This window comes from Cyanobium sp. BA5m-21 (genome assembly GCF_024346235.1).
In the GTDB taxonomy this organism is placed as follows: domain Bacteria; phylum Cyanobacteriota; class Cyanobacteriia; order PCC-6307; family Cyanobiaceae; genus Cyanobium_A; species Cyanobium_A usitatum.
The window spans coordinates 1-14,332 of the sequence record NZ_JAGQCO010000052.1; the positions used below are offsets into that span (position 1 = coordinate 1).

Sequence of the window (14,332 nt, forward strand, 5' to 3'; positions counted from 1 at the left end):
GACGAGCCGTTACACTGTCCATTGAAGGTTGGAATTTTAATCCCTTCATCCCTGCCAACCTATGGAGGCGCATACGAGTTTGAGCATACCGTATTTGCTGAAGCACTAAAGCGTTACTATCATAGACGAAGCCAGTCTATCAAGCTAATTCCCATAGCTTACGATGCAGCAGATATAAAAGTTTGGAACATAGATCCAACGCGATGTCTAATTCTTAATCCCAAATTAATCAAGAATGAAAATTTTTTGCTAAGTCGCATTGAGCAGAAGGTTTCCAAGCTTGCGGGCCACTTCTTTGGCCAACCAGTTGGCAAGCAACTTTCAGACGGAGCTAACTATATCGACATATTGAGGTCGAATATCGATATTCTGTGGTCCTCCAATCCAAATATACTCACTACCCAAATTCCATTTATAATAACAATTTGGGATTTACAGCACCGTCTTCAACCATTTTTTCCAGAAGTTTCAGAACTTGGAGAATGGTCATGGATTGGTAGGCAAGAGCACTACATGAATGTAGCAACTAAAGCTTTCTGCTGCGTGGTAGGCACCAAGCGCGGCAGCAGCGAACTGACGCAGTTCTTTGGTGTCGATCCCAGCCGAATAATCGTTAACCCATTTCCTTGTCCAGAGCCGCTGATTGTCGAAGGGTTTGAAGATCATTCAATCTTAAGCAGATTCAATGTTGCCAGCCAAAAGTTTTTGCTGTATCCCGCTCAATTCTGGAGCCACAAGAATCACGTCAATGCTCTCTATGCGCTCAAAATTCTAATCAGCAGTGGATCCGATTTGAAACTAGTACTGCCGGGATCTGATAAAGGGACCCTGCAATCTATTCATTCTATGGCTTGTCGCCTGGGAATCAGCGAATTTGTCATTGCACCTGGTTTCTTACCAAGAGAAGAACTAGTCGCACTTTATCGCAACTGTCTCGCGCTTATCTTTCCAAGTTTCTTTGGCCCTGACAACATTCCGCCACTGGAAGCGATGAGTTATGGAGTCCCGGCAATTGTGGCAAAAGTTCCTGGTTCTTATGAGCAGTATGGCAACTCTGTTCTTTACTTCGACCCTTGCAAACCTGAGGATCTTGCAATTAATATTCAGGCGATAATGACAGATCATGATCTTCGAGATGAGCTTGTAGTTCGCGGTAAAGCTCTACTGCTTAGACTTTCACCAGCTGCCTACCTTGATAGAATAGAGAGTCTGTTGCTTCAGCATCGAGTAGCACTTGAATGCTGCACTTTGGCACGTTGAAATGCTATGTAAATCTAAAACATTCAACAAATGCGGATCCCGTTGCACCAACTTGATCCCAATCAAAAAGATGCTAGCATTATCATTCTCTTGGGGAAGGTATCACATAAATAATTTAGCTTCGGTAATCTTATTTCAGCCATTGGCGTCAAAATTAGTTATAATTGAAGCCAGGGTTGCCTGTTGTTGACCCGCGACCCCTGAGCTGTGCATTCATCATGATGTGATTTTTGCAGCCTCAGGTCCTGCAAACGGAAATTTGCTTCAGGCTAGCCGTCTGCGCCTACTAAAGCCCCCTTATTGGAGGGACATTTAGTTTAGACGCTCTCCGCTCAATCTTGCCACTCAAGCACCGGACGATCAGCGCAAAGTTCAGGCGCTGATTCGAATGATGCCCCTAAGCTACGCTGCTGATGCCCGCCTGAGTGACAGCAGAAGAATCATCTTTGCTGGCAGCTACCTAGCCTGCCAAGCAAACCGTAGGAGATCAAACTATGTATTCGCAATTTCCAGCAGTCTTTATTGCTCATTTGCCGCTTATTATACATGCTAGCAAAGTCGATGCCCACACTTTTTGTCAAGGCCAATATTTTTTTGCGTCAACAAATTATTGCAAAATCAATGCCTTAATTCCGTGAAAAGTTTTTATACAAGTGTCTCCCTTGAATCATGGTAATATGCACAAACGCCTTCCCATAGTACTAACCGCCACTATTCGCCCACATCGAACAACCGGCATTTACGCAATCAACCAGACAGAAGAGGATCGCTTTATAAGTTATCAACACTCAATTAAATGGATTTCAGACACAAGGGCAACAGACAAATTAATTCTGGCTGAGAATAGTAGCTCCAAGTTAACATCTGAACTTTTTAAATATCTCCATTCTCTCGCTAGCCCACACTTTCACACGGAAACTCTTCATTATCCAATTGCAGATGAAGCCACAGTAAAAGGTAAAGGATATGGCGAAGGGTGGCTGATTTCCAAGTGTGTTCGCCATTCCAGGCTTCTTTCTGATTCAAATGCATTTATCAAAATTACCGGAAGATATCAAGTAAAAAACTTCTTTCGGCTATCACGCCCTTTAGCTTCATCTGTATTGTCAAATTTAGGCTATCAGTTCATTTGCCAAGATCTTAAGTTTTACAATTTTCATATACCGATAGTCTCGACTGCCCTATTCGCATGTACACGCTCAGCTTGGCTTGAGCATTTTGAGGATGCTTATCTTTTTGTCGATGATATCCAGGGATGGGCTTTTGAAGCTGAAATAGCAGATAGACTCAAGGCTATTGTTGCAAGAGGCGTACGAGTAGGAGAGGTTAAACTCCCGCTTATTATAGACTCGTTTAATACTAAAGATAATCAACCATTCCTAAAGCGGCGTGCTTTATGCTATCTCACATTTCGCTCAAAAGTAGCCTACAGTATCGGTAAAAGTATTAAAATGAAAACCCTCTGTCTAAATGATTTCTCTCCGCAAAGACCGAACCCTGCAATACATTAGATGTTTATAAGATTGCCTTTGGGAAAATACTTAATTTATTGGTACTATTCATTTTGAGCTGTCCATCTTTTTTTGACAACCCATACTCGAGTATCTCCGCAAAAGCGCGAAAGACGCTGGGGCGGAGTGAGCTCATCCGCTGAGAGCAGATCAACTTAAACCTATCTTGAATAGACTAAAAAACGAATTACAAAGCATATGAAGACGATTCGATGTGTAATTATTGATCAGCGTGCAAGAGTCGGCGGCAAGCCAGCAGAAGACGATATTTACGGTTATAGTCATTATAATTTCACCTCATCAAACCCCGAGTATCAAATAGAAATTGATATTATCCCACCATTTGAAAGTCTGGAGAATTCATATCATTACTTCTTTATAGCAGATGAACTTTGTGATACTGGGTTTCCATTTTTCTTGCCACGAAAAAGAAGGCTAGCTCTCCTTAAAGAGACACCACTTTATATCCTTCCTTTAAATCATCAGTTTATCTCGAGAAACTTTCTTTTTGCAGTTACTAATCTTAAATACCTACCCACCCTGCATGAGAATTATAAGCTTGTCCCTTTTTCCTCAAACTTCCTAGGCGCTAATGCAAGTAACTTCCATTCATTCTTAATTGCTTCCCATCAAAAGCGAAAACTTTGCTCAATGATTGTCAATCTAGATCATGACTTGTCAAAGACTGGATACTCATTTAGAAATGTTGCTTATAATGTTGCCAAGCAAAAAGAGTTCATTGATATTTACGGCAGTTCGTTTAATCCTATAGATCTTAAGCTGGATGGCCTTGCGCCTTACTACTTTAGTATTGCCATGGAAAATTCTAAGGAAGATTTTTATTTTACCGAAAAAATTATTGATTGCTTTCTGACCAAAACTATCCCCTTATACTATGGCTGCCCTTCCATAAGTAAGATTTTCGACTCGCGTGGTATCTTGCATTTCTCAGATTTGAATGAACTCCAAATAATACTTAGCAATTTATCCTTGGATTTATATCACGAACTAGAATCGTATGCTGAAATCAATTTTAATATCGCAGTTAATTCTAATTTTGCTTGCTTTAAAGGTTTCCTCAAGCGCACTCTCGATCTAGTTATTAAGGCAAGTCCACCTGAGGAAACGCCTTTTAGATTAAGCTATAGCCCTGTTTCTAAATTGTTTAGAAAATTTAGATCTCTGAAGTAAACAGGAAAGCAAAATTTTTACTTTGCTCAAAAGCCAATGACAATTGTTGTCCTACCGAATTAGACCAGCTAATCTTCCTGCTAGCTCTGGAAGCATAGAATCGAAATTTATGAGCATCATTGGAAAAACTCATGACCTCTATTTGTTATTCGATTCCTGCTCGGAATGGATCTGCATCTTCAGCAGTGATTCTTTACTTACAGATCCTTTTCCCATCCCTTCTTGTATAAATAATCTTACATTTTGATGCTTTGGAGTCTGCTAAAGAATACATGTGAGATCACTTGAGGCGGCTAGGCGTATCAACTACTTCCAAACTAAAGCCCCATACACGTGTTGTTTTACTTTTTCATTGTCTTGAAAATCAGTTGTTATTAATCACTCTTTTAATAGTCCATAAGCTTACTTTTGGACTGTCTTTGTGGGATTTTGTTCCTCCTATCTTGCTATGCACACTTTGCTGTTAACTATGCCGCCTTATTCATAGCCTTTGCTACCATCTTTTGCATGATGCTTGCCATTGATATTGGTCTTATTGGAGCTATATTGGCTTTTTAAATTGTATGAACGCAATCAATCGTCTGAATAATATAACTAGCACAGATATTTCACTCAGCTTGTACCATGTCCAGGCATATCAAACCGACAATTCATAAGGTACCGCCTAGAGCTTGCTATGGGTAGATTGCCTCTGCTGTCAAGGTATTCATCCCTTCGAAGATTTCCTCATCTGGAAGTAGCCTCATATATAATCCATTTAGGTATTCCTTGAATCAAATCGTATCCAGTCTGCTCAATCATTTGATGCTTGCCAACGTTAGCCGAGTTAGTAAAGGGAGTAAAGCGTGAAAATTGCACTTTGTTTTTCCGGTCAACTCAGAGATTTCAATAAAACATATCCGTCGCTTCATCGCCACGTTCTGAGTCCACTAAATTCTCATAGCGTTTATTCCTTCGCACATTACGCAGGCAGCAATTCACATTTTAGCTATCCTCATCCCTTTCACAAAGTAATTGCAGAAGAGACTGAGCCCGATTTTGCTGAGTTTTTACCCTATGATCATGATGTGGTTGGCAGGCCTTGGCACAAAGGCAGTCCTTTGACTGCATATTTACGCCAGCTTCGAAGTCTTTCCATGGCAGATTCACTTCGAAAAGATTATGAGTCTGAGCATGGATTTGTATTCGACTGGGTTTTCCGACTACGATTTGATAATCTGTATGTCTCGCCATTAGAAGACATATCTTTGTTGCCTAGGGATCGTATTTACATTCCAGCCCATGATAACTGGCGAGGCTTCAATGACAGATTCGCATTCGGACCGCCCTCTCTCATGGAAATTTACTCTGATCGGCTGCATGGTGCAATGCAATATATCCGTAAGGGCTATTCACTTAACCCTGAAATATTTTTGCTAAACCACCTTCGGGATCATTGTATTTCTATCTCGCGTACTCGTGTGGTCCACCATCTACTTAGATATTCACAGCTATGGAGGTCTCGGTTCCGTTTGGAACAGGGAGACGATTTGTCTTTCTTACCCAAACGACCATTTGGTTCCTTAAGAGATAAAATATCGCCTAGAATAGGAGCCCGCCGATACGATTGTCTCTCCGTGCTCTGGTGGCGAAGATCATGACGAAGAGTGGTTGGAGTTGGCCTGAAGCAGGATGGATCACCTCCTCTATGATGGCAGAGATACCTGCCATTGAATATCCGAATATTTGCCATCGTGCACCCCAGGTAAGCATCTTGGTGATGACCCGCAATCACGAGCATTATCTTGAGCAATGTGTTGAAAGTATTCTCGGCCAAGATTTCTCTGAGCCCTTTGAAGTTTTGATAGGGGAAGATTTCTCTTCTGATAATACTCTTGCCGTTTCTCGTCGGTTGCAAGAAAAGCATCCGGAGATGATTCGTGTGATCACCGCAGATGAAAATGTAGGTATTCGATCCAATTTCTTGCGCCTAGTTACTCGTGCAAGAGCCCCTTTGATCGCACTTCTGGAAGGTGATGATTATTGGACTGCCCCCATTAAACTTCGTGTTCAATGTGATTTAATTAGATCCCACCCTGAGTATGCGGTTGTTGCGGCCAAAACATTAAATCGGCTGCAGTGGTTGCGCGACCTACCATTTTATCAAATCCATCACTTATTGCGTCGCTACGCTGTTCACACCTCCACGCTCCTGATCAGGGCAGAGCATCTATCTTGCTATCCATGTTTTCCCGACAATGTCTGCTGGGAATCAATGCTCCTTGGCTTTTTGATGGCGCGGGGAACCTGCGGATTTATACCCTTGGAAATGTCATACTATCGGCGCCACCATGGGGGATTGTGGCACAACGCTGACAGGCTAAAGAAACTTGAAATGAGTAGGGAGTGCATCGACGCCTTGGATGCATTCTTCTTTTTCCGTTTTCGTCCTGAGCTGATCAGCCGTGAAATGTGGATTTATCGTATGGATGCGGTGTTTCCTCCGAGGCACGTTTGGAGACATTGGCTACAGACATGGAATATCCAACTTGCGCAGGCACCAAGGCTCCTAAAACGCGCTCCGCTTGCCTACGGAATGCTGCTCATTTCAACGGCCCTTCAGCCTTTGCATCTCGCTCTTCAAACAGTTCGCCGCAATCTGGCTCTGGGTACTCGATGGCGACGTCTCTGCACCCCAGACATTTCGTGAACTGTTTCAAAATTATGGTCATCGGCGGCAGCGGCCACGCCCACGCACTGCTGGCCGTGCTCCAGCGTCACGGAGGCTATGAACTCGTGGGATTGATTGATTCCTTCCAGCCCGCCGGCAGCCAGGCTCACGGCCTGCCGATCCTTGGCGGCGAAGCCGATGTTCCCCAGCTCTGTGAACTTCATGGCCTGCATCATCTGCTGGTGGCCATCGGCGATAACCATCAGCGCCAGGCCATGACCCAGCGCCTGCAACAGCAGCTACCCGGTGCCGTCTTCCCTGCCCTGGTAGATCCCACCGCTGTGGTGGCCGCTGATGCCGCACTGGCGCCAGGCGTGGTGGTGATGGCCCAGGCCCATGTTGGCTCTGGCTGCGTGCTGGACGCAGGAGCCCTGCTAAACACCAAGGCCAGCCTCGACCACGACGGCCACCTAGGAGCCTTCGCCAGCCTGGCGCCGGGGGCGATCACGGGCGGCCGCGTACATATCGGTACCGGCAGCTTCATCGGCCTGGGCGCCCGTTTGATTCAGGGGGTGCAGGTGGGCCCAAGCACTGTGGTGGGTGCCGGATCGCTCGTCCTTTCCGATCTGCCTTCAGCTGTGCTGGCCTACGGCACTCCCGCCCGTGTGATCCGCAGCCGCCATCCGGATGAGCCCTATCTCTGAGTGACGCCCACGTTGACCCCAGCCATCCAACCCAATCTCGTATCCACCATCATCCCCGTTTACAACCGGCCGGAGATGGTGCGCAAGGCCGTGGCCTCGGTGCTGGCGCAAACCCACCGTCCGATTGAGATCCTGCTGGTGGATGACGGTTCTACCGACTACACCCCCGAGGTGCTGGCCGAGTTGCAGGCCGCCCATCCCGAAGAGATCCGGGTGCTCCGCCAGGCAAACGGCGGTGCGGGTCTGGCCCGTGAAACCGGCCGCCAGCAGGCTCGCGGCGCCTATATCCAATATCTAGATAGCGACGATTACCTGCTGCCCAACAAGTTCAGCGACCAAGTCGCAGCCCTCGAGGCCCATCCCGAATGCGCGATCGCCTATGGCACCAGCAGCCATGTGCATGCCGATGGCCGTGTTCTGGAGGATCCCAGCCGCCACACTGCAGATCGGATCGACTATCTCTTCCCCCTCCTACTGGTGGAGCGCTGGTGGCACACCCACACCCCCCTCTTTCGCCGCTGGATTAGCGATGCCGCTGGCCCCTGGCCGGCCTTTCGCCCGGAAGACTGGGATCTTGAGGCCCGCATGGGCGCACTGAATCCGCGTCTGATCCATTGCGGCAGCTTCGTTTCCGTGCAGGTTGATCATGAATCGGACAACCGCGTCACTCGTGGGCCTTCGTTGCAGGCCCTACGAGATCAAGGCGTGTTCCTGCCGCGCCTCTATGCCGCCGCCATGTTGGCCGGAGTGCCCTTCGAGTCACCTGAGTGGGCGCGGTTCAGCGACGAGTGCTTCGTGAGCGCCCGCCAGTTGCATCAGGCTGGTGAGGCATCTCTTGGAAATCGCCTCTTGCACCTTGCCGAGCTCACCACCTCAGGCAGCGGCAGCCTGATCCGCCGCTACGGCACCCTCAGCCGGGCTGTCGGGCCCAGGCTCGGCGCCCGTGTTGCCCAGCTGCTGCGCACCGGCCGCTGGGCCACCTGAGTGGCGCAGTTGGTGCCAACGCAGCCGCCCCCCCTCGTGAGCGTTTTGATGCTCACCCGCAACCACGAGGCCTATCTCCAGCAGGCCATTGCCTCAGTGCAGGCCCAGTCCTTTCAGGATTGGGAGCTGTTGATCGGCGAGGATGCCTCCAGCGACGGAACGGCCCAGGTGGCGGCAGCCGCTGCAGCGGCAGACCCCCAGCGCATCCAGGTGCTCTCCTCACCGAAAGGGGCACTGGGCTTTCACCACAATTTTGCCCGCCTCCTGGCCCAGGCTCGGGGCGCCTTCGTGGCCTTCCTGGAAGGCGACGACTACTGGATCGAACCCACCAAGCTGGCAGCTCAGCTTGCCTTGCTCCACGCCAATCCCAGCCTGTCCTTCTGCGGTGGCCGCACCCTGGTGCTCGACCAACGCAGCCCGAGCGCCAAAGAGCCCAGCCGTGAGATCGGCCCGCCTCCCGGCAGCTACCGCATCGGCTTCGAGCAGATGATCGATGGCTACAGCTTCCATTTCGCCAGCGTGCTGATGCGCCGCCAAGCGGTTGAGATGCCCGCTTGGATCTTTTCCCAATACTGCCTGGATCGGCCCCTTTATCTGCTAGCAGCCTGCCATGGAGATGCGGGCGTGCTGGATCAGTGCCTGTCGGTGTATCGCCTGCACCAAGGAGGTGTATGGGCACCTCTTTCACCGCTTCAGCGGGCATGCCGCAGCCGCGCCCTGTTCAGCACCTTCTGCCACCAATTTCCCCGTCGCTACCGGCGCCGCTTTCGCCTGGCCCTCAGCCACATCCTCTGGAGCTATCTCGCCGAAGCGCTTGATCAGCGCAGGCGCTGGCAATCCCTTGCCATTCTGGCGATGGGCGTAGAGGCTGCCCCCGCTCTGCGCCTGCTGCGCCAGCCGCGCCCCACGCTCGGGTCGCTGGCAAAATCGCTTTTGACCCTGCCCTGCCGCCAGCCATCAGCGTGATCGTGATCTGCGAGGGGCTCGGCGGCGCCGGTGCCGTGGCCAATGTGGCCTGGCAGCAGGCCCTCGGCCTCAGCCGCAGGCAGCCTTTAATCCTGATCAGCGATGGGCTCAGCTCTGAGCGCCGGCTCCAGCTGGCGAGCAGGCAGGGCCAGCTGGAGGTTCGCCTCGTGAGTGTGCCGGGCCTCACGGAGCTACGGCGCTTCAGCCATCTGCCGCGGCAGCTGCTCTGGATTCAGCTGGCGCTACGGGTCACCCAGAAGGAACTGCAGGCAGCCTGCACCCCGGTGATCTGCCACAGCCATCCCGTGGCGGCGGCTATGGCATGGCGCTTCGGCAGGCGCATCCGCTAGATCATGGTGAGCCATGGCGATATCTTTCACCGCCCGCCCGGCAGCTACGACCCTGCCATCTCCTGGCTCTACCGGTGCACTACTCCGTATGCCCATCGCCATGCAGCCATTTCGGTGGCGCTCTCACCCGTGATGGCTGAACGCATCCAGGCCCATGGTGTGCGCCCCGAGCGGATCGCCTTGATTCCCAACGGCCTGGATCCAGCCGAGATCGGCCTGCGCGATGCGAGCCCAACGCCAGCTGAGCACTGGCTGCAGCGGCCCTTGCGGCTTCTGTTTGTTGGGCGGCTGGATCCGATCAAGGGGGTTGAGGTACTCCTCAAGGCTCTGGCTTTATCCCAGCAGACGGGCTTGAAGCTGCAGCTCGATCTGGTCGGGGAAGGGAGCCCCCACCAACAGCATCGGCTCGAAGTGCTGTGCCAGCAGCTGGGCTTGACCCAAGTCGTGCACTGGCTTGGCGCCCAGCCCCGTTGCAGCCTGGCTGATCACTATCGCCGCTGCCATTTGGTTTTGGTGCCTTCTCTGGACGACCCCCTGCCCACGGTGGTGCTAGAGGCGATGGCCTGCGGACACCCGGTGCTCGGCAGCGCCGTGGGGGGAATCGCCTTTCTGGTGCGCGATGGAGCAGAGGGCCTGCTGGTGCCCCCAGGCGATCCCGCCGCCCTGGCCGAAGCCCTCGGCCGGCTCGAGCGGGATCGCTACGCCACCGCCGCCCTCGGCGAGGCTGCGCTCGAGCGCAGTCGGCACTTCACCTGGTCCGCCAATGTGAGCGCCCTACAAGCTCTGATGCTCGATCCTGCCCTTTGATGCCCCCTTCATCCTCTGAGCTGGAGCCACAGGTGACGGTGGTGATCCCCACCTTCAACGGTGGCGACTGGCTGCTCCAGACGCTCGCCTCCTGCCAGCAGCAGCAACCCACCAGCATGGAGGTGATCGTGGTGGACGACGCCTCCACCGACGACACTCCCGATCGGGTGGCCGCTGCTTACCCCGAAGTGCGCCTGATCCGCCAGCCCAGCAACAGCGGCTCCGGCGCCCACGGCCGCAACACCGGGCTGCAGCTGCTCGACTATGTGCCCAGCCCTGCTGTGGAGCCCAGCAGCCTGATTCGCCGAACCATCGCTCTCTGCGGGCTGCGCCCCTTTCAAGGCAGGGTAATTTTCTTCTCAGAAGAAGCCAAATGGTAAATCAAAACCTAAGCACGCCTTCCAATCTCTCAGCTATTCTAAATATCTGCACATCCTTCCTCATTAGCTAGTGCGTATCGTCTCAGTGCTCCAGGGTTTAGATGAGGGAGGTGCTGTTGCCACCTGCTGCCTCAACCAAGTGGCTGCCCTAAACGATACGCATGCCTGCTCGGTGATCAGCGATGGCGGCCCTCCTGCGGGTGCTCCGGCCATCCAGTTCCAACAGGTGCGGGTGCCGGCCCTGCGATGGCTGAGGCGCTATGCCCATGTGCCCCGCCAGATTCTGTTCATCCTGAAAGTGGGCGCGCGGCTCGGCTACGCCCGCCCGCCCCAGCGGATCGATCTGGTTCTGTTCCACAGCCATCCGCCCACCGCTCTGCTTGCCCCCCTGCTGCAGCGGCGTCTGGGCTGCCGGGTGGTGATGGTGATGCATGGCGATATCTTTGATCGCCCACGCGGCACCTACGACCCGCGCCTCACCGCCTGGTATTCCCTCTGCACCTCTCCCGCCTATCGGTGCGCCGACGCGGTGCTGGCCCTCTCTCCCAACATGGCCAAACTGGCCATCCATGGTGGTGCCAATTCCCAGCACGTGCATCTGGTGCCGAATGGCGTGGACTCTGTTGAAATCGGCCTGGATGGATCCGCCCCACCGCCCCGGGGCCAGAAGCTGCTGTTCGTGGGTCGCCTGGAGGCCAACAAAGGGATCGACCTGCTGCTGCAGGCCTTCCGCCAACTGGCTCCTCACCACCTCGCCCTGCAGCTCACCTGCATCGGCAGCCCGGATGTGGCATTGCTAGCCCCTATTCAGCGGCAGCTCCAGGCCGAGGGCCTGCACAGCCGTGTGCGGTTTCTGCCGCCGCAGCCGCGCCACAGCCTTGGCGCCTTCTACGCCGAAGCGGCCTTGGTGGTGATCCCCTCCCGCAGTGAAACGCAGAGCACCGTGGCGATGGAAGCCATGGCCGCCGGCAGGGCCGTGCTCGCCTCCAACACCGGCGGCAACCCGATGCTGGTGGATGCACCCAACACAGGGTTGCTGTTCCGCAGCGGCGATGCTGCTGATCTCGCCGCCCAGCTGGAGCGGCTGATCAGCGAACCCGAAAGTCTGATCGCCATGGGCCAAGCCGCCGCAAAACGCCATCAGGCCGAGTTCACACGCCAGCGCAGCGCCGAACAATTGCTAAAATGCGTTCAAAGCATCAATGCTGGGATCAATAGCAACGTTATTTTTTAGTTCTAATGCCCCCTCTCACTCGTAGCTGAGTGAGTAGTTACAAAGCATCCAAGCTACAGGTCAAGCGACACAAGACCGACAAGGGAATCCACCTATCGAAAGCAAAGTAACCCAAGGAAATCAGATCATCACCCTGATCGCTCATTTGCAGAGAACCTAAAATTTAAACATGATCCATCCAAAAACGGCTTTCAAGCATATGGCAGCTCGTGCCATAAATTTCTTGGGATATGTAGTAGTCAAGGACAAGAGCCATATTGAAAGAGCATTTGAAGCAGCCATCAAGCTTTATCAGCCCATGGATATTTTATTCATTGACGGAGGTGCCAATATAGGGCAAAGCATCCCATGCCTAGTAAAAGTTTTAAAAAATTACAGCCTCAAATTGAAAGCAATCGGCTTTGAGCCTGTAGAGTCAAATTTCCGCATTCTAAAAGATGCCGCAAACGAATGCAAAGCCTTTGACTACCAACCTATCAAACTGGCTTTATCTAATCAAAAGGGCAAGCTGAAGATCCATTTGGCTAGCCATGAGCAATGCCATTCGATCGAAAACAACGAAGAATGGAAGGACGGCCCCTTGGGAGATGAAACCATAGAAACTGCGACACTCGACGAATTACTAGAACGTCAGCAATTGAACAATTGCACAATAATCGTAAAGCTCAACATTGAAGGCCACGAGCTCAGCGCTCTTAGCGGCATGAAGGAGCTGCTTCGCTCAAAACAAAATCTCATGGTTATAGTGGAGGTTGGATTTGCATCCGAGAATAAGCAGATAGCCTATTTCCCGCCAGTATATGAATATATGGAAAAGGCTGGGTTTAAGTGCATTGATTTGACCGGCGTTGCCCCCTCGGTTTACGAAGGCTCCTCTGGCTCGATGGCAATTAAGTGGGCCAACGCCATTTTTGCCCGTTAGCCGAACAATCTTTAATTCAATTACCGAGTTCGACTCCATTGTAAATTCACTCATTTGATGGCTGCACAATGCAAGATATCCCAGATCTGCCATTTTATGATTATGCTCACTATTGGCTTGTGATGCTAACGGTTATGGCCAGATCTTATGTAGCCATCTGGCTGGCCTGAACGTGCTGCTTCTGGAGCTTGTTCTCGATCCGGCGGAACCCACCCACCAAGTGCTTGCAGCGCGCCTGCAGCAAGCACTTGGTAACGGCGAGCATCTGCGGCTCACGCCATGGCCAAACTGGAAGCAGGGCCATAGCCGCACTCCAGGAAGCCAGGGCGAGGCCCCAATCACATTGCTGTTGGCTCCAGCGCGATGGCTGGAAAGCCGCTCCGAACCTCCCACTTATCCGATCGGAGCCCTGGTGGTGGCCGAATTGTGCGAGGGCGCAGCCCGGGAACTGGGCCCCGGAGCTGCGCTTGAGGCTCCATCCAGGGGCGATCCGGCCTCACGGTTTGGGGTGTTCGAGTTCGAATCGGGTCCTGCCCTCGAGCTCCGCTGTGTGACGCAGCTGGCACTGCCCAGCCTGTCCCGCTGGCGCCGGCATCAACGCCGCTGCCTGCTGGCCCTGGCCGACACTCTGATCTGGTGGCTGGGGCTCTGCGAGCAGCGCCAGCAGCTGTTGCGGATCGCTCCCCTTGAAAAACCACTGCCGCTGCTTCCGGCCGCAGTTGTTCCGCTTGGTCTGCGCCTCCAGAGCCGCCGCCGTTGGCTTCAGGCTGGTGTGAGCCGGCGCCTGAGCCATTGGCAGCGCGGATCTGAGGCAGCCTGGCAGATTGCCGTCGGCCGCCTAGATCCCGGCTCCCAGGAGGTGCAGATTCTGCATCACTTGCCCCACCAAGGCGGCGACTGGTTTGCCGATCCCTTCCTGCTTGCCGAAGGGCCGAACCTCTGGCTCTTCTCAGAACGCTGGCGGGCAGACGCCGGCAAGGGGGTAATCGATCTGTTTGCGGTACGGCCGGAAGGCCTGTGCGCCTACGGCACCGTGATCGAGGAGCCGTTTCACCTCTCGTTCCCGAGGGTGGTTCACCACAACGGCACCTGGTTTGCCACCGTGGAGAGTGCCAGTGCGGTAGAGGTGCGCCTCTACCGGGCCACCAGCTTTCCGGCCCACTGGCGCCTGGAGCGGGTGCTGCTTCGGGGTCAATCCTGGATCGATCCGATCCTGATTCCAGCTGAGGATGGCGGCTGGTGGTTGCTGGTGAACAGCCACAACTGCCCGTCATTGCCAGGGGCTACGGCGGCGGAGCTGCACCTGTTCCACAGCCCTGATCTGCTGCAAGGGTCCTTTGATCCCCACCCGTGTTCACCGCTGCTGGTCGACA

13 protein-coding genes are annotated in these 14,332 nt (G+C 52.8%); all 13 read left to right on the forward strand.

The annotated features are described in order from the left end of the window. The coding region (locus tag KBY72_RS12270; RefSeq protein ID WP_254993709.1) for a glycosyltransferase family 4 protein at nt 1-1,260 on the forward strand (1,260 nt) is incomplete at its 5' end. Between the two features lie 677 nt (nt 1,261-1,937). Continuing rightward, entirely contained in the window at nt 1,938-2,771 is an 834-nt protein-coding gene (locus KBY72_RS12275) for a hypothetical protein (protein ID WP_254993710.1), read from the forward strand. Nucleotides 2,772-2,969: 198 nt separating this feature from the next. Further along, nucleotides 2,970-3,962 (forward strand): glycosyltransferase family 10 domain-containing protein, encoded by a 993-nt coding sequence (locus tag KBY72_RS12280; RefSeq protein ID WP_254960205.1) that lies wholly within the window; start codon nt 2,970-2,972, stop codon nt 3,960-3,962. 1,606 nt (nt 3,963-5,568) lie between these two features. After that, nucleotides 5,569-6,651 (forward strand): glycosyltransferase family 2 protein, encoded by a 1,083-nt coding sequence (locus KBY72_RS12285; RefSeq protein WP_254993711.1) that lies wholly within the window; start codon nt 5,569-5,571, stop codon nt 6,649-6,651. A gap of 14 nt (nt 6,652-6,665) precedes the next feature. Continuing rightward, nucleotides 6,666-7,316 carry a NeuD/PglB/VioB family sugar acetyltransferase gene (locus tag KBY72_RS12290; RefSeq protein ID WP_254960208.1) on the forward strand — a complete coding sequence of 217 codons (651 nt, stop codon included), beginning with the start codon at nt 6,666-6,668 and terminating at the stop codon, nt 7,314-7,316. Next, the gene (locus KBY72_RS12295) at nt 7,317-8,300 is read left to right on the forward strand and encodes a glycosyltransferase family 2 protein (RefSeq protein WP_254993712.1); all 984 of its coding nucleotides are present in this window, start codon (nt 7,317-7,319) and stop codon (nt 8,298-8,300) included. Nucleotides 8,301-8,312: 12 nt separating this feature from the next. Next, a complete protein-coding gene (locus tag KBY72_RS12300; RefSeq protein ID WP_254993716.1) occupies nt 8,313-9,266 on the forward strand; it encodes a glycosyltransferase family 2 protein in 954 nt (317 codons plus the stop codon). After that, nucleotides 9,263-9,616 carry a hypothetical protein gene (locus KBY72_RS12305; RefSeq protein ID WP_254960210.1) on the forward strand — a complete coding sequence of 118 codons (354 nt, stop codon included), beginning with the start codon at nt 9,263-9,265 and terminating at the stop codon, nt 9,614-9,616. The genes KBY72_RS12300 and KBY72_RS12305 overlap by 4 nt, the downstream gene beginning before the upstream one ends. 3 nt (nt 9,617-9,619) lie before the next feature. Beyond that, nucleotides 9,620-10,423, forward strand: coding sequence for a glycosyltransferase family 4 protein (locus KBY72_RS12310; protein WP_254960211.1), 804 nt, complete (start codon nt 9,620-9,622; stop codon nt 10,421-10,423). Beyond that, the gene (locus KBY72_RS12315; protein WP_254960212.1) at nt 10,423-10,803 is read left to right on the forward strand and encodes a glycosyltransferase family 2 protein; all 381 of its coding nucleotides are present in this window, start codon (nt 10,423-10,425) and stop codon (nt 10,801-10,803) included. The genes KBY72_RS12310 and KBY72_RS12315 overlap by 1 nt, the downstream gene beginning before the upstream one ends. A 70-nt stretch (nt 10,804-10,873) precedes the next feature. Further along, nucleotides 10,874-12,037, forward strand: a complete 1,164-nt coding sequence (locus KBY72_RS14465) for a glycosyltransferase family 4 protein (RefSeq protein ID WP_254960213.1) — start codon at nt 10,874-10,876, stop codon at nt 12,035-12,037. A 199-nt stretch (nt 12,038-12,236) separates the two neighbouring features. Next, the gene (locus tag KBY72_RS12325) at nt 12,237-12,959 is read left to right on the forward strand and encodes an FkbM family methyltransferase (RefSeq protein WP_254993714.1); all 723 of its coding nucleotides are present in this window, start codon (nt 12,237-12,239) and stop codon (nt 12,957-12,959) included. Nucleotides 12,960-13,071: 112 nt separating this feature from the next. Beyond that, nucleotides 13,072-14,332 (forward strand): hypothetical protein (locus KBY72_RS12330; protein ID WP_254993715.1); only part of this gene is annotated, 1,261 nt, incomplete at its 3' end.